At 53.5% G+C, this 16803-nt stretch carries 8 protein-coding genes, 1 tRNA gene and 3 rRNA genes; 9 read left to right on the top strand and 3 right to left on the bottom strand.

Features of this window, described 5'->3' with window-relative positions; genetic code table 11:
* The first annotated feature begins 3 nt into the window (after window positions 1–3).
* Complete coding sequence (zraR, locus tag HV261_RS01050) at window positions 4–1329, top strand: sigma-54-dependent response regulator transcription factor ZraR (RefSeq protein WP_202037207.1); 1326 nt, start codon at window positions 4–6, stop codon at window positions 1327–1329.
* Here zraR and purD read toward each other — a convergent pair.
* Window positions 1326–2615 carry a phosphoribosylamine--glycine ligase gene (gene purD, locus HV261_RS01045; protein ID WP_202037206.1) on the bottom strand — a complete coding sequence of 430 codons (1290 nt, stop codon included), beginning with the start codon at window positions 2613–2615 and terminating at the stop codon, window positions 1326–1328. The two genes, zraR and purD, sit on opposite strands and share 4 nt — an antisense overlap.
* 15 nt (window positions 2616–2630) lie before the next feature.
* A complete protein-coding gene (gene purH / locus HV261_RS01040) occupies window positions 2631–4220 on the bottom strand; it encodes a bifunctional phosphoribosylaminoimidazolecarboxamide formyltransferase/IMP cyclohydrolase (RefSeq protein WP_202037205.1) in 1590 nt (529 codons plus the stop codon).
* Between the two features lie 623 nt (window positions 4221–4843).
* On the opposite strand from purH, the gene HV261_RS01035 reads away from it, so the two are divergent.
* The 4 genes from HV261_RS01035 (at window position 4844) to rrf (ending at window position 9882) form a co-directional block, all read left to right on the top strand.
* Window positions 4844–6383 (top strand): 16S ribosomal RNA (locus tag HV261_RS01035).
* An 85-nt stretch (window positions 6384–6468) separates the two neighbouring features.
* Window positions 6469–6544: transfer RNA gene (locus HV261_RS01030), tRNA-Glu, on the top strand.
* A gap of 219 nt (window positions 6545–6763) precedes the next feature.
* Window positions 6764–9670 (top strand): 23S ribosomal RNA (locus tag HV261_RS01025).
* A gap of 96 nt (window positions 9671–9766) precedes the next feature.
* Window positions 9767–9882, top strand: a 5S ribosomal RNA gene (rrf, locus tag HV261_RS01020).
* The 16S, 23S and 5S rRNA genes sit together here with 1 tRNA gene alongside, the layout of an rRNA operon.
* 283 nt (window positions 9883–10165) lie before the next feature.
* On the opposite strand, the gene HV261_RS01015 is transcribed toward rrf, so the two are convergent.
* On the bottom strand, window positions 10166–10603 hold the full coding sequence (locus tag HV261_RS01015; RefSeq protein WP_137381224.1) for an acetyltransferase: 438 nt from the start codon (window positions 10601–10603) through the stop codon (window positions 10166–10168).
* A 157-nt stretch (window positions 10604–10760) separates the two neighbouring features.
* Here HV261_RS01015 and metA point away from each other — a divergent pair, with 157 nt between their 5' ends.
* The 4 genes from metA to aceK all read left to right on the top strand — a co-directional run bounded on the left by metA (window position 10761) and on the right by aceK (window position 16780).
* Entirely contained in the window at window positions 10761–11690 is a 930-nt protein-coding gene (metA, locus tag HV261_RS01010) for a homoserine O-acetyltransferase MetA (protein ID WP_202037204.1), read from the top strand.
* Between the two features lie 268 nt (window positions 11691–11958).
* Window positions 11959–13560: a malate synthase A gene (aceB, locus tag HV261_RS01005; protein WP_202037203.1), complete on the top strand. Its 1602-nt coding sequence runs from the start codon at window positions 11959–11961 to the stop codon at window positions 13558–13560.
* A gap of 31 nt (window positions 13561–13591) precedes the next feature.
* Entirely contained in the window at window positions 13592–14896 is a 1305-nt protein-coding gene (gene aceA / locus HV261_RS01000; RefSeq protein WP_202037202.1) for an isocitrate lyase, read from the top strand.
* Between the two features lie 102 nt (window positions 14897–14998).
* Entirely contained in the window at window positions 14999–16780 is a 1782-nt protein-coding gene (gene aceK / locus HV261_RS00995) for a bifunctional isocitrate dehydrogenase kinase/phosphatase (RefSeq protein ID WP_202037201.1), read from the top strand.
* Window positions 16781–16803 lie beyond the last annotated feature (23 nt).

The raw sequence follows: 16803 nt of genomic DNA, 5'->3' as shown, positions 1-16803 counted from the left end.
AGGATGACGCGCAGAAAAATCACTATTCTGGTGGTTGATGACGATATCAGCCACTGCACCATTTTACAGGCGCTGCTGCGCGGCTGGGGTTATGAGGTTGCGCTGGCCTATAGCGGGCGCGCGGCGCTGGAACAGGTGCGCGAACGCGTATTTGATTTAGTACTGTGCGATGTGCGCATGGCGGAAATGGACGGCATCGCAACGCTCAAAGAGATTAAAGCGCTGAATCCGGCGATTCCGGTATTGATTATGACGGCTTTCTCCAGTGTGGAGACCGCCGTAGAAGCACTGAAAACCGGTGCGCTGGATTACTTAATCAAACCGCTGGATTTTGACCGTCTGCAGGACACGCTGGAAAAGGCGCTGGCGCATACGCGGGAAAGCGGTGCGGAACTGCCGTCGGCAACGGCTGCGCAGTTTGGCATGATTGGCAACAGTCCGGCGATGCAGAAGTTGCTCAATGAGATAGCGATGGTTGCGCCCTCGGATGCGACGGTGCTGATTCATGGAGACTCTGGCACGGGCAAAGAGCTGGTGGCTCGGGCACTGCATGCCAGCAGCGCACGCAGTGAGAAACCGCTGGTGACGCTCAACTGCGCGGCGCTGAATGAGTCGCTGCTGGAGTCTGAGCTGTTTGGTCATGAGAAAGGCGCCTTTACCGGTGCGGATAAACGCCGGGAAGGGCGCTTTGTTGAAGCCGATGGCGGCACGTTATTTCTTGATGAGATTGGCGATATCTCACCGCTGATGCAAGTTCGCCTGTTGCGAGCGATTCAGGAGCGGGAAGTGCAGCGTGTTGGCAGCAATCAGACTATTGCGGTTGATGTTCGGCTGATTGCCGCCACGCATCGCTGCCTCGCGGAAGAAGTCAGCGCCGGGCGCTTTCGTCAGGATCTCTACTATCGCCTGAACGTCGTCACCATTGAAATGCCTGCCTTACGCCAGCGTCGGGAAGATATTCCGCTGCTGGCTGAGCATTTTCTCCAGCGTTTTGCCGAACGTAATCGCAAAGCGGTGAAAGGCTTTACGCCACAGGCGATGGATCTGCTGATCCACTACGATTGGCCGGGGAATATTCGCGAGCTGGAAAATGCAATTGAACGGGCGGTAGTGTTGCTGACGGGGGAATATATCTCTGAGCGTGAGCTGCCGATGGCAATTGCGGCGACGCCGATAAAAGCAGAGTTCAGTGGTGAGATCCAACCGCTGGTGGATGTTGAAAAAGAGGTGATCCTGGCGGCGCTGGAAAAAACGGGCGGCAACAAAACCGAAGCCGCCCGTCAGTTAGGCATTACGCGCAAAACGCTGCTGGCGAAAATTTCGCGTTAGCGCTGTTCGCGTTCAATGGCACGCCAGCCGATGTCGTTACGGCTGAAGCTGCCATCCCAGCGGATGTCAGTCATCAGGGCGTAAGCGCGTTTCTGCGCTTCAGCCACGGTATGACCCAGGGCGGTGGCGCACAGGACGCGACCGCCGTTGGTCAGCACGCGATCGTCATCTGACAATTTCGTACCCGCATGGAATACTTTAGCGCCTTCGATTTCTTCCAGCGGCAAACCGTGGATCTCATCCCCGGTGTGGTAGTTGCCAGGGTAACCGCCCGCAGCAATCACCACGCCCAGAGAAGCGCGTTCGTCCCACTCGGAGGTTTTCTCATCCAGCTTGCCCTCGCAGGCGGCCAGGCAAAGATCCACCAGATCCGACTTCATGCGCAGCATGATCGGCTGAGTTTCCGGATCGCCAAAGCGGCAGTTGAACTCGATAACCTTCGGGTTGCCCTGCTTGTCGATCATCAGACCGGCATACAGGAAACCGGTGTAGGTATTCCCTTCCGCCGCCATGCCTTTCACGGTTGGCCAGATGATGCGTTCCATGGTGCGCTGGTGCACTTCATCGGTCACCACTGGCGCCGGAGAGTAAGCCCCCATGCCGCCGGTGTTCGGCCCGGTGTCACCGTTGCCTACGCGTTTATGATCCTGGCTGGTGGCCATCGGCAGGACGTGCTCGCCGTCGACCATCACGATAAAGCTTGCCTCTTCGCCGTCGAGGAACTCTTCGATGACGATGCGGTGACCCGCGTCGCCAAACGCGTTACCGGCCAGCATATCGTGGACGGCGGCTTCCGCTTCTTCGAGCGTCATCGCTACGATAACGCCTTTACCGGCGGCCAGGCCGTCAGCTTTGATAACGATCGGCGCGCCTTTCTCACGCAGATAGGCCAACGCCGGCTCAATCTCAGTGAAGTTCTGATACTCCGCCGTCGGGATGTTATGACGGGCGAGGAAATCTTTGGTGAAGGCTTTAGAGCCTTCCAACTGCGCAGCGCCTTCGGTTGGCCCGAAGATCTTAAGATCTGCGGCGCGGAAGGCATCGACCACGCCAATCACCAGCGGCGCTTCCGGGCCGACGATGGTCAGGTCAATCTTCTCGTTCTGGGCAAAGCTCAGCAGTGCCGGAATATCGGTTACCGCGATAGCCACGTTTTGCAGTGCAGGTTCCAGTGCGGTGCCTGCGTTACCCGGTGCAACAAAAACGGTATCCACCAGTGGGGATTGTGCGGCCTTCCAGGCCAGCGCGTGCTCGCGCCCGCCGTTACCAATCACTAATACTTTCATCGTCTGCTCCGTGGATTAATGGCGGAAGTGGCGCATGTCGGTGAAGATCATCGCGATGCCGTGTTCGTCGGCGGCGGCAATCACCTCTTCGTCGCGGATAGAACCGCCAGGCTGGATTACGCAGCTCACACCAACGGCGGCAGCGGCATCAATGCCATCGCGGAACGGGAAGAAGGCGTCGGAAGCCATGGCGGAACCTTTCACTTCCAGACCTTCATCAGAAGCTTTAATGCCCGCAATTTTGGCGGAGTAAACGCGGCTCATCTGGCCTGCGCCTATCCCGATGGTCATGTTCTCTTTGGCATACACAATGGCGTTGGATTTGACGAACTTAGCCACTTTCCAGCAGAACAGCGCATCACGCAGCTCTTGTTCGGTCGGCTGGCGTTTAGAGACCACGCGCAGTTCGCCTTCGCTCACCATACCTAAGTCGCGATCCTGCACCAGCAGGCCGCCGTTCACGCGTTTGAAGTCGAGGCCCGGCACGCGCTGTGCCCACTGGCCGCAGGTCAGGACGCGAACGTTTTGTTTAGCGGCGGTGATCTTCAGCGCTTCTTCAGTTGCGGATGGGGCGATAATTACTTCCACGAACTGGCGGGAGATAATGGCCTGCGCGGTTTCAGCATCCAGCTCGCGGTTAAAGGCGATGATGCCGCCGAACGCGGAGGTTGGGTCTGTTTTATAAGCGCGGTCGTAAGCGTCAAGAATAGAGGTGCTTACCGCGACGCCGCATGGGTTCGCGTGCTTAACGATAACACAGGCCGGTTCGCTGAATTCTTTCACGCACTCCAGCGCCGCGTCGGTATCGGCGATGTTGTTATAAGAGAGCGCTTTGCCCTGAACCTGCTGCGCGGTGGCAACGGACGCTTCTTTGACGTTCTCTTCTATATAGAAGGCTGCCTGCTGGTGGCTGTTCTCGCCGTAGCGCATATCCTGCTTCTTGATGAAGTTCAGGTTCAGCGTACGCGGGAAGCGACCAGCGGCTTCTTTGCTTTCACCGTGGTACGCCGGGACCATGCTGCCGAAGTAGTTGGCAATCATGCTGTCGTAGGCAGCGGTGTGTTCGAAAGCTTTAATGGCGAGATCGAAACGGGTGTCGAGGGTCAGAGAGCCTTCGTTAGCATCCATCTCTTTAATAATGGCGTCGTAGTCGCTGCTCTTCACCACGATGGCAACATCTTTATGGTTCTTGGCGGCGGAGCGAACCATGGTTGGGCCACCGATATCGATGTTCTCTACTGCATCTTCCAGCGAGCAGCCTTCACGGGCAACGGTCTCGGCGAACGGATACAGGTTAACGACAACCATATCGATAGGGGCAATGTGGTGCTGTTCCATAATGGCATCGTCCTGACCGCGACGACCGAGGATGCCACCGTGTACTTTTGGATGCAGGGTCTTTACGCGTCCATCCATCATTTCCGGGAAACCGGTGTAATCGGAAACTTCGGTCACCGGCAGACCTTTATCTGCTAACAGGCGGGCGGTGCCACCTGTTGAAAGCAGTTCCACACCGCGTGCGGAAAGTGCCTGAGCGAATTCGATGATACCGGCCTTGTCAGAAACACTGAGCAGAGCGCGGCGGACTGGACGACGTTGTTGCATGGTAAATCCCCTGGATTTGACTATTACAGAGAGCGTTAGGTGAATTCTTGCGTAAAAACTCAGCTAACGCCCCTTACGGGGCATCCTTGTTGTGCGGTGGCATTGTAACGAAAACGTTTGCGCAACGCTCGCGAATTTTTCTCTTTCCCTCAATTCCATTATTTCATCTCTATAGATGAGAGATAAAACCAGGCGACTCTCGAAAGAGATCCTTATTTTTGTGGATAACTCTGTGTGTAAATGGGTATAAGGCGGGCTTTTGCTGTGGAATGCAGCAGTCAGTCATTTTTCTGTCATTTAAGGGTTGCGGGCCACAGGAAACTCCCTATAATGCGCCTCCATCGACACGGCGGATGTGAATCACTTCACACAAACAGCTGGTTCGGTTGAAGAGAAAAACCTGAAAATAAGAGGTTGACTCTGAAAGAGGAAAGCGTAATATACGCCACCTCGCGACAGAGCGCTAAAGCGCGTCGCAACTGCTCTTTAACAATTTATCAGACAATCTGTGTGGGCACTCGAAGATACGGATTCTTAACGTCGCAAGACGAAAAATGAATACCAAGTCTCTTGAGTGAACATACGTAATTCATTACGAAGTTTAATTCACGAGCATCAAACTTAAATTGAAGAGTTTGATCATGGCTCAGATTGAACGCTGGCGGCAGGCCTAACACATGCAAGTCGAACGGTAGCACAGAGAGCTTGCTCTTGGGTGACGAGTGGCGGACGGGTGAGTAATGTCTGGGAAACTGCCCGATGGAGGGGGATAACTACTGGAAACGGTAGCTAATACCGCATAACGTCGCAAGACCAAAGAGGGGGACCTTCGGGCCTCTTGCCATCGGATGTGCCCAGATGGGATTAGCTAGTAGGTGGGGTAACGGCTCACCTAGGCGACGATCCCTAGCTGGTCTGAGAGGATGACCAGCCACACTGGAACTGAGACACGGTCCAGACTCCTACGGGAGGCAGCAGTGGGGAATATTGCACAATGGGCGCAAGCCTGATGCAGCCATGCCGCGTGTATGAAGAAGGCCTTCGGGTTGTAAAGTACTTTCAGCGAGGAGGAAGGGGATGTGGTTAATAACCGCATTCATTGACGTTACTCGCAGAAGAAGCACCGGCTAACTCCGTGCCAGCAGCCGCGGTAATACGGAGGGTGCAAGCGTTAATCGGAATTACTGGGCGTAAAGCGCACGCAGGCGGTCTGTCAAGTCGGATGTGAAATCCCCGGGCTCAACCTGGGAACTGCATCCGAAACTGGCAGGCTAGAGTCTTGTAGAGGGGGGTAGAATTCCAGGTGTAGCGGTGAAATGCGTAGAGATCTGGAGGAATACCGGTGGCGAAGGCGGCCCCCTGGACAAAGACTGACGCTCAGGTGCGAAAGCGTGGGGAGCAAACAGGATTAGATACCCTGGTAGTCCACGCCGTAAACGATGTCGACTTGGAGGTTGTGCCCTTGAGGCGTGGCTTCCGGAGCTAACGCGTTAAGTCGACCGCCTGGGGAGTACGGCCGCAAGGTTAAAACTCAAATGAATTGACGGGGGCCCGCACAAGCGGTGGAGCATGTGGTTTAATTCGATGCAACGCGAAGAACCTTACCTACTCTTGACATCCACGGAATTTAGCAGAGATGCTTTAGTGCCTTCGGGAACCGTGAGACAGGTGCTGCATGGCTGTCGTCAGCTCGTGTTGTGAAATGTTGGGTTAAGTCCCGCAACGAGCGCAACCCTTATCCTTTGTTGCCAGCGGTCCGGCCGGGAACTCAAAGGAGACTGCCAGTGATAAACTGGAGGAAGGTGGGGATGACGTCAAGTCATCATGGCCCTTACGAGTAGGGCTACACACGTGCTACAATGGCGCATACAAAGAGAAGCGACCTCGCGAGAGCAAGCGGACCTCATAAAGTGCGTCGTAGTCCGGATTGGAGTCTGCAACTCGACTCCATGAAGTCGGAATCGCTAGTAATCGTGGATCAGAATGCCACGGTGAATACGTTCCCGGGCCTTGTACACACCGCCCGTCACACCATGGGAGTGGGTTGCAAAAGAAGTAGGTAGCTTAACCTTCGGGAGGGCGCTTACCACTTTGTGATTCATGACTGGGGTGAAGTCGTAACAAGGTAACCGTAGGGGAACCTGCGGTTGGATCACCTCCTTACCTTAAAGAAACGTACTTTGTAGTGCTCACACAGATTGTCTGATGAAAAGTAAATAGCAAGGCGTCTTGCGATTGAGACTGACACGTCCCCTTCGTCTAGAGGCCCAGGACACCGCCCTTTCACGGCGGTAACAGGGGTTCGAATCCCCTAGGGGACGCCACTTGCTGGTTTGTGTGAGTGAAAGTCGCCGGCCTCAATATCTCAAAACTGACTCTCTGAGTTACGTTTGAGATATTTGCTCTTTAAAAATCTGGATCAAGCTGAAAATTGAAACGACACACTGTGTCTGTTCTCCGTAATAAGAACAGATTAATGGTGTGTTCGAGTCTCTCAAATTTTCGCAACACGATGTGTTTTACGAAACATCTTCGGGTTGTGAGGTTAAGCGACTAAGCGTACACGGTGGATGCCCTGGCAGTCAGAGGCGATGAAGGACGTGCTAATCTGCGATAAGCGTCGGTAAGGTGATATGAACCGTTATAGCCGGCGATTTCCGAATGGGGAAACCCAGTGTGTTTCGACACACTATCATTACGTGAATACATAGCGTAATGAAGCGAACCGGGGGAACTGAAACATCTAAGTACCCCGAGGAAAAGAAATCAACCGAGATTCCCCCAGTAGCGGCGAGCGAACGGGGAGCAGCCCAGAGTCTGAATCAGCATGTGTGGTAGTGGAACGGTCTGGAAAGTCCGACGGTACAGGGTGATAGTCCCGTACACAAAATCGCATGTGTTGTGAACTCGAAGAGTAGGGCGGGACACGTGGTATCCTGTCTGAATATGGGGGGACCATCCTCCAAGGCTAAATACTCCTGACTGACCGATAGTGAACCAGTACCGTGAGGGAAAGGCGAAAAGAACCCCGGCGAGGGGAGTGAAAAAGAACCTGAAACCGTGTACGTACAAGCAGTGGGAGCCTCTTTATGGGGTGACTGCGTACCTTTTGTATAATGGGTCAGCGACTTATATTCTGTAGCAAGGTTAACCGAATAGGGGAGCCGAAGGGAAACCGAGTCTTAACTGGGCGTTAAGTTGCAGGGTATAGACCCGAAACCCGGTGATCTAGCCATGGGCAGGTTGAAGGTTGGGTAACACTAACTGGAGGACCGAACCGACTAATGTTGAAAAATTAGCGGATGACTTGTGGCTGGGGGTGAAAGGCCAATCAAACCGGGAGATAGCTGGTTCTCCCCGAAAGCTATTTAGGTAGCGCCTCGTGAATTCATCTTCGGGGGTAGAGCACTGTTTCGGCTAGGGGGTCATCCCGACTTACCAACCCGATGCAAACTGCGAATACCGAAGAATGTTATCACGGGAGACACACGGCGGGTGCTAACGTCCGTCGTGAAGAGGGAAACAACCCAGACCGCCAGCTAAGGTCCCAAAGTCACAGTTAAGTGGGAAACGATGTGGGAAGGCACAGACAGCCAGGATGTTGGCTTAGAAGCAGCCATCATTTAAAGAAAGCGTAATAGCTCACTGGTCGAGTCGGCCTGCGCGGAAGATGTAACGGGGCTAAACTGTGCACCGAAGCTGCGGCAGCGACACTATGTGTTGTTGGGTAGGGGAGCGTTCTGTAAGCCGTTGAAGGTGTCCTGTGAGGGGTGCTGGAGGTATCAGAAGTGCGAATGCTGACATAAGTAACGATAATGCGGGTGAAAAACCCGCACGCCGGAAGACCAAGGGTTCCTGTCCAACGTTAATCGGGGCAGGGTGAGTCGACCCCTAAGGCGAGGCCGAAAGGCGTAGTCGATGGGAAACAGGTTAATATTCCTGTACTTGGTGTTACTGCGAAGGGGGGACGGAGAAGGCTATGTTAGCCGGGCGACGGTTGTCCCGGTTTAAGCATGTAGGCGGGAAGTTTAGGTAAATCCGGACTTCTTTTAACGCTGAGGTGTGATGACGAGGCACTACGGTGCTGAAGTAACAAATGCCCTGCTTCCAGGAAAAGCCTCTAAGCATCAGGTAACATCAAATCGTACCCCAAACCGACACAGGTGGTCAGGTAGAGAATACCAAGGCGCTTGAGAGAACTCGGGTGAAGGAACTAGGCAAAATGGTGCCGTAACTTCGGGAGAAGGCACGCTGATATGTAGGTGAAGTGATTTACTCATGGAGCTGAAATCAGTCGAAGATACCAGCTGGCTGCAACTGTTTATTAAAAACACAGCACTGTGCAAACACGAAAGTGGACGTATACGGTGTGACGCCTGCCCGGTGCCGGAAGGTTAATTGATGGGGTTATCCGTAAGGAGAAGCTCTTGATCGAAGCCCCGGTAAACGGCGGCCGTAACTATAACGGTCCTAAGGTAGCGAAATTCCTTGTCGGGTAAGTTCCGACCTGCACGAATGGCGTAATGATGGCCAGGCTGTCTCCACCCGAGACTCAGTGAAATTGAACTCGCTGTGAAGATGCAGTGTACCCGCGGCAAGACGGAAAGACCCCGTGAACCTTTACTATAGCTTGACACTGAACACTGGTCCTTGATGTGTAGGATAGGTGGGAGGCTTTGAAGTGTGGACGCCAGTCTGCATGGAGCCGACCTTGAAATACCACCCTTTAATGGCTGGTGTTCTAACGTAGACCCGTGATCCGGGTTGCGGACAGTGTCTGGTGGGTAGTTTGACTGGGGCGGTCTCCTCCTAAAGAGTAACGGAGGAGCACGAAGGTTAGCTAATCCTGGTCGGACATCAGGAGGTTAGTGCAAAGGCATAAGCTAGCTTGACTGCGAGAGTGACGGCTCGAGCAGGTGCGAAAGCAGGTCTTAGTGATCCGGTGGTTCTGAATGGAAGGGCCATCGCTCAACGGATAAAAGGTACTCCGGGGATAACAGGCTGATACCGCCCAAGAGTTCATATCGACGGCGGTGTTTGGCACCTCGATGTCGGCTCATCACATCCTGGGGCTGAAGTAGGTCCCAAGGGTATGGCTGTTCGCCATTTAAAGTGGTACGCGAGCTGGGTTTAGAACGTCGTGAGACAGTTCGGTCCCTATCTGCCGTGGGCGCTGGAGAATTGAGGGGGGCTGCTCCTAGTACGAGAGGACCGGAGTGGACGCATCACTGGTGTTCGGGTTGTCATGCCAATGGCATTGCCCGGTAGCTAAATGCGGAAGAGATAAGTGCTGAAAGCATCTAAGCACGAAACTTGCCCCGAGATGAGTTCTCCCTGAGACTATAAGTCTCCTGAAGGAACGTTGAAGACGACGACGTTGATAGGTCGGGTGTGTAAGTGTAGCGATACATTGAGCTAACCGATACTAATGAACCGTGAGGCTTAACCTTACAACGCCGAAGATGTTTTGGCGAAAGACAGACATCAGTTTCAGCTTGATAACAGATTAAATTAACCGGCCAAGGCGGGTTAATAAACAGAATTTGCCTGGCGGCTGTAGCGCGGTGGTCCCACCTGACCCCATGCCGAACTCAGAAGTGAAACGCCGTAGCGCCGATGGTAGTGTGGGGTCTCCCCATGCGAGAGTAGGGAACTGCCAGGCATCAAATAAGTGAAGAAGCCCATCCTGACGGATGGGCTTTTTTGCGTCTGCGTGTTTTTCCGGAAACAGGCGGATGAACCGGACTGAATGTATGTTGTAGGCCTGATAAGCGCAGCGCATCAGGCACTCCCGACGGCATTTTGCCGGATGCGGCGTCCCGCCTTATCCGGCCTACAGCTGAATGTATGTTGTAGGCCTGATAAGCGCAGCGCATCAGGCACCCCCGACGGCATTTTGCCGGATGCGGCGTATCGCTTTATCCGGCCTACAACAGTCTACATCATTACCCGAGCACCAGTTTCAGTAGCGGATACGGTCGTCCGAGATCGTCTACTTCCGTGCGTCCCGTCACTTTAAAGCCCATCTTCTTATAAAACCCCACCGCTTGATCATTTTGTTCGTTAACGTCAGTCGTCAGCGTCGATGTTAACGATAAAGCATGTTCAATCAGCAGCTTACCGACACCGCTACCGCGCATATCCGGATCAACAAATAGAGCATCTATATGCTGTTCGGTCAGCAGCATAAATGCGACTGGCTCATCATTTTCCGTTACCGCAACCCAGAGCGGAGCTTCTGGCAAAAACGAACGTACCAGCTCTTCCAGCTCAATTCGGTAATCAGGTGAGAGAAAATGGTGCGTGGCATCGACTGAACGACACCAGATAGAAACTAACTTCTCGCCTTCGTCCCGGCGTGAACGACGAATGGTCAGGGCCATAGCATTCTCCTATTATGTTAACTGCACTATTCTACAGCAAGGAACCGTGAAACTTTCTCAACTTGAACATGCAAGCTCGACATTCATATGATTCCTGGGTATCTTCAGCTATCTGGATGTCTAAACGTTTAAACGTATGTAGTGAGGTTATCAGGTTATGCCAATTCGCGTGCAGGACGAGCTACCCGCCGTCAATTTCTTGCGTGAGGAAAACGTCTTTGTCATGACGACATCCCGCGCTTCTGGTCAGGAAATTCGCCCACTGAAGGTGCTCATCCTCAACCTGATGCCAAAGAAGATTGAAACGGAAAACCAGTTCCTGCGTTTACTGTCGAACTCCCCCCTGCAGGTGGATGTTCAGCTGTTACGCATTGATGCCCGTGAGTCACGCAATACGCCAACGGAACATCTGAATAACTTCTACTGTAATTTCGAGGATATCTGCGATCAGAACTTTGACGGACTGATCGTGACCGGTGCGCCACTGGGCCTGGTTGAGTTTAACGATGTGGCATACTGGCCGCAGATTAAACAGGTGCTTGAGTGGGCTAAAGATCACGTCACATCGACGCTATTTGTCTGTTGGGCGGTACAGGCCGCACTGAATATTCTTTATGGCATTCCAAAGCAAACCCGCACAGACAAACTCTCTGGCGTTTATGAGCACCATATTCTGCATCCTCATGCGCTGCTGACGCGTGGTTTTGATGATGCGTTTCTGGCCCCGCACTCTCGCTATGCCGATTTCCCTGCTGCACTGATCAGAGACTACACCGATCTTGAGATCTTTGCGGAAACAGAGGAAGGGGATGCCTACCTGTTTGCCAGCAAAGATAAGCGTATTGCCTTCGTGACGGGTCATCCTGAGTATGACGACCACACACTCGGCAGCGAATATTTTCGTGACGTCGAAGCAGGCTTAACGCCAGAAGTACCGTATAACTACTTCCCCAAAAATGATCCGCAAAACAAACCGCGAGCGACCTGGCGTAGTCATGGCAATTTGCTGTTTACCAACTGGCTCAACTATTACGTCTACCAGATCACGCCATATGATCTGCGTCACATGAATCCAACGCTGGATTAATCTTCTGCGGTAAACGATCCTTAAGCGTTTCAGCATGTTGAATCAGGCACCTTCGGGTGTCTTTTTTATTTCCGAAACGCACCTCATCTTGTAATTAAATTTAAATCATATTGTTATCAATAGGTTAATTGATAATTAAATAAAAAATGGAAATTGTTTTTGATTTTGAAATTTAAATGAGTAGTCTTAGTTGTGCTGAACGAAAACCGCACAACGATCCTTCGTTCGCATTGGGGATGTGTTTGGATCAATGACGAGGAACTACGCAATGAATCAACAGGCAACAACAACCGATGAGCTGGTCTTTACCAGGCCGCATGGCGAGCAGGAACAGCAAATTCTGACTGCAGAGGCGGTTGAGTTTCTGACTGAACTGGTGACACGATTTACGCCAAAGCGCAATAAACTTCTCGCTGCCCGTATCCAGCAGCAGCAGGATATTGATGACGGTAAGTTGCCTGATTTTATTTCGGAAACAACTTCCATTCGTGAAGGTAACTGGAAAATTCGCGGCATTCCTGATGATTTACTGGATCGCCGCGTAGAGATCACCGGGCCCGTTGAGCGCAAGATGGTGATCAACGCACTGAATGCGAACGTCAAAGTTTTTATGGCTGACTTTGAAGATTCGCTGGCTCCTGAGTGGAGCAAAGTTATCGACGGGCAGATCAACCTGCGCGATGCGGTGAATGGCACCATCAGCTACACCAACGAAGCGGGTAAAATTTATCAGCTCAAACCTAATCCGGCTCTGTTAGTGTGTCGCGTTCGTGGTCTGCACCTGCCGGAAAAACACGTCACCTGGCGTGGTGAATCTATCCCGGGCAGCTTGTTCGACTTTGCCCTCTATTTCTTCCACAACTACAAAGCGTTGCTGGCAAAAGGTAGTGGTCCCTATTTCTATCTGCCGAAAACACAGGCCTGGCAAGAAGCCGCCTGGTGGAGCGAAGTATTCAGTTATGCAGAAGACCGCTTTAACCTGCCGCGCGGTACCATTAAAGCCACGCTGCTGATTGAAACACTGCCGGCGGTCTTCCAGATGGACGAAATCCTGCATGCCCTGCGTGACCATATTGTGGGTCTGAACTGCGGTCGTTGGGACTACATTTTTAGCTATATCAAAACGCTGAAGAATCACCCGGATCGCGTGCTGCCTGACCGTCAGGTGGTGACGATGGATAAGCCTTTCCTCAGCGCCTATTCGCGTCTGCTGATTAAAACCTGTCATAAACGCGGCGCGTTCGCGATGGGCGGCATGGCCGCGTTCATTCCCAGCAAAGACGCTGAGCGTAACAACCAGGTTCTGGCCAAAGTAAAAGCCGATAAATCGCTGGAAGCAAATAACGGTCATGACGGGACCTGGGTTGCACACCCTGGGCTGGCTGATACCGCGATGGCGATTTTCGATGAGGTGCTGGGCGATAACAAAAACCAGCTGTTCGTGACCCGCAATGAAGATGCGCCGATTACCGCAGAACAGCTGTTGGCACCGTGTGAGGGGGAACGCACCGAAGAAGGCATGCGCGCCAACATCCGTGTCGCGGTGCAGTACATCGAAGCGTGGATCTCAGGCAACGGCTGCGTACCGATTTATGGCCTGATGGAAGATGCTGCAACGGCTGAAATCTCACGTACTTCCATCTGGCAGTGGATACATCACCAGAAAACGCTCAGCAACGGTAAACCGGTGACCAAGCCGCTGTTCCGTCAGATGCTGGCCGAAGAGATGCTGGTGATTCAGGACGAGCTGGGCGAGCACCGCTACAGCAGCGGGCGTTTTGATGATGCCGCACGCCTGATGGAGCAAATCACTACCTCTGATGAACTGATCGATTTCTTGACTCTGCCAGGCTACCGCCTGCTGGCGTAACCCACCACATAACAATATGGAGCATCTGCACATGAAAAACCGTACTCAACAAATCGAAGAATTACAGAAAGAATGGACTCAACCGCGCTGGGAAGGCATCACCCGTCCATATAGCGCGGAGGAAGTGGTGAAATTACGTGGCTCGGTCAACCCGGAATGTACGCTGGCGCAGCTTGGCGCGGCGAAAATGTGGCGTCTGCTGCACGGCGAATCGAAGAAAGGGTACATCAACAGCCTCGGTGCGCTGACCGGCGGTCAGGCGCTGCAGCAGGCGAAGGCCGGGATTGAGGCAGTCTACCTTTCAGGCTGGCAGGTCGCGGCGGATGCCAACCTGGCGTCCAGCATGTACCCGGACCAGTCACTGTATCCGGCGAACTCTGTCCCGGCGGTGGTGGACCGGATCAATAACACATTCCGTCGTGCGGATCAGATCCAGTGGTCAACCGGCATTGAGCCGAACGATCCGCGCTACGTGGATTACTTCCTGCCGATCGTAGCCGATGCTGAAGCGGGTTTTGGCGGTGTACTGAACGCGTTCGAACTGATGAAGTCGATGATTGAGGCCGGTGCAGCGGCCGTTCACTTCGAAGATCAGCTCGCATCCGTCAAAAAATGCGGCCATATGGGCGGCAAAGTGCTGGTGCCGACCCAGGAAGCTATCCAGAAACTGGTGGCCGCCCGTCTGGCGGCTGACGTGATGGGCGTACCGACGCTGGTGATTGCCCGTACCGATGCCGATGCGGCAGATTTGATCACCTCTGACTGTGATCCGTACGACAGTGAATTCATCACCGGCGAACGCACCAGTGAAGGCTTCTACCGCACGCATGCGGGTATTGAGCAGGCGATCAGCCGTGGTCTGGCCTACGCGCCGTATGCGGATCTGGTGTGGTGTGAAACCTCTACGCCGGATCTCGAACTTGCGAAGCGCTTTGCCGATGCGATTCACGCGAAATTCCCAGGTAAACTGCTGGCCTATAACTGCTCGCCGTCATTTAACTGGCAGAAAAATCTGGACGATAAAACCATCGCCAGCTTCCAGCAGCAGCTGTCTGACATGGGCTATAAATACCAGTTTATTACCCTGGCGGGCATCCACAGCATGTGGTTCAACATGTTCGATCTCGCACATTCCTATGCGCAGGGTGAAGGCATGCGCCACTACGTTGAGAAAGTTCAGCAACCAGAATTTGCTGCAGCCAAAGACGGGTATACCTTCGTTTCTCATCAGCAGGAAGTGGGGACAGGCTACTTCGATAAAGTGACTACCATCATCCAGGGTGGCGCTTCCTCGGTGACCGCGTTAACCGGCTCTACCGAAGAATCGCAGTTCTGATCACTGCCCGGTGGCGCTGCGCTTACCGGGCCTACAAAAGAATGTAGGCCGGATAAGCGAACGCGCCATCCGGCATGACGTTGTGCCGGATGGGAGAAATCGATGTCGCGTGGCCTGGAATTACTGATTGCTCAAACCATCCTGCAAGGCTTTGACGCGCAGTATGGTCGATTTCTGGAAGTTACCTCTGGCGCGCAACAGCGTTTTGAACATGCCGACTGGCATGCTGTTCAACAGGCGATGAAAAGTCGTATCCACCTCTACGACCATCACGTGGGTCTGGTGGTGGAGCAGTTGCGCTGCATTACTGACGGCAAAAGTACCGACGCGGATTTTTTACTTCGCGTGAAAGAGTATTACACCCGGCTACTGCCGGATTACCCGCGCTTCGAGATTGCGGAGAGCTTTTTCAACTCCGTTTACTGTCGGTTATTTGACCACCGCTCGCTGACTCCCGAGCGGCTGTTTATTTTCAGTTCTCAGCCAGAGCGCCGTTTTCGCACGATCCCACGCCCGCTGACGAAAGACTTTTTTCCTGATACCGGCTGGGAGTGGCTGCTGACGCGCGTCCTTAGCGATCTGCCCCTGCGTCTGCCGTGGCAGAACAAACATCGTGATATCCACTACATCATCGAACACCTGACCGAAACCCTGGGAGCAGATGTGCTGCCGGGCTGTCATTTACAGGTGGCGAACGAACTGTTTTATCGCAACAAGGCCGCCTGGCTGGTCGGGAAGTTGATTACCCCTTCCGGGACGCTGCCGTTTTTACTGCCAATCCACCGGACTGATGAAGGCGAATTGTTTGTCGATACCTGTCTGACCACGACGGCGGAGGCGAGCATTGTGTTTGGCTTTGCCCGCTCCTACTTTATGGTGTATGCCCCGCTGCCCGCGGCGCTGGTGGAGTGGCTGCGCGAGATCCTGCCCGGTAAAACCACCGCCGAACTGTATATGGCGATTGGCTGCCAGAAACACGCGAAGACCGAAAGTTACCGCGAATACCTGCTCTATCTTGCCCATTGCGATGAGCAATTTATTGAAGCGCCGGGCATTCGCGGCATGGTGATGCTGGTGTTTACCCTGCCGGGGTTCGACCGGGTCTTTAAAGTCATCAAAGACAAATTTGCCCCGCAAAAAGAGATGTCAGCTGCTCATGTTCGGGCCTGCTATCAACTGGTAAAGGAGCACGATCGCGTCGGCCGGATGGCGGATACCCAGGAATTCGAGAACTTTGTGCTGGATAAACGGCAAATCGACCCGGCGCTGATGGCGCTGTTGTTACAGGAAGCGCCGGAAAAAATTACCGACCTCGGCGATCAGATTGTGATTCGCCATCTGTATATCGAACGGCGGATGGTACCGCTGAATATCTGGCTGGAACAGGTTGAAGGCCAGCAACTGCGTGATGCCATTGAAGAGTATGGCAACGCGATTCGCCAACTGGCAGCGGCCAATATTTTCCCCGGTGATATGCTGTTTAAGAACTTCGGCGTGACCCGTCACGGACGGGTGGTGTTCTACGATTACGATGAAATTTGCTACATGACGGAAGTGAATTTCCGCCACATCCCACCACCGCGTTATCCGGAGGATGAGATGAGCGCAGAGCCGTGGTACAGCGTGTCGCCGGGAGATGTCTTCCCGGAAGAGTTTCGCCACTGGCTATGTGCCGATCCACGTATCGGACCATTATTTGAAGAAATGCACGCCGACCTGTTCAGCGCCGACTACTGGCGTGGTCTGCAAACGCGGATTAAAAACGGACATGTGGAAGATGTTTACGCCTACCGGCGCAAACAGCGTTTCAGCGTGCGTTATGAAACCGATCGTAGGCCGGATAAGGCCTTTGCGCCGCCATCCGGCAATGTGCGCCGTGCCTGATGCGCTACGCTTATCAGGCCTAC

The sequence above is a fragment of the Citrobacter sp. RHBSTW-00671 genome (assembly GCF_014103415.1).
Taxonomy (GTDB): domain Bacteria; phylum Pseudomonadota; class Gammaproteobacteria; order Enterobacterales; family Enterobacteriaceae; genus Citrobacter.
Note: the sequence above shows the minus strand (reverse complement) of the source record. Positions and strands in the feature narration are given on the sequence as shown.

What these genes read in the sequence shown, in the direction of transcription:
- zraR (WP_202037207.1), top strand. Translation starts at nt 4, where the DNA reads ATGACGCGCAGAAAAATCACTATTCTGGTGGTTGATGACGATATCAGC.
- aceB (WP_202037203.1), top strand. Translation starts at nt 11,959, where the DNA reads ATGAATCAACAGGCAACAACAACCGATGAGCTGGTCTTTACCAGGCCG.
- purH (WP_202037205.1), bottom strand. Translation starts at nt 4,220, where the DNA reads ATGCAACAACGTCGTCCAGTCCGCCGCGCTCTGCTCAGTGTTTCTGAC.
- purD (WP_202037206.1), bottom strand. Translation starts at nt 2,615, where the DNA reads ATGAAAGTATTAGTGATTGGTAACGGCGGGCGCGAGCACGCGCTGGCC.
- aceA (WP_202037202.1), top strand. Translation starts at nt 13,592, where the DNA reads ATGAAAAACCGTACTCAACAAATCGAAGAATTACAGAAAGAATGGACT.
- HV261_RS01015 (WP_137381224.1), bottom strand. Translation starts at nt 10,603, where the DNA reads ATGGCCCTGACCATTCGTCGTTCACGCCGGGACGAAGGCGAGAAGTTA.
- aceK (WP_202037201.1), top strand. Translation starts at nt 14,999, where the DNA reads ATGTCGCGTGGCCTGGAATTACTGATTGCTCAAACCATCCTGCAAGGC.
- metA (WP_202037204.1), top strand. Translation starts at nt 10,761, where the DNA reads ATGCCAATTCGCGTGCAGGACGAGCTACCCGCCGTCAATTTCTTGCGT.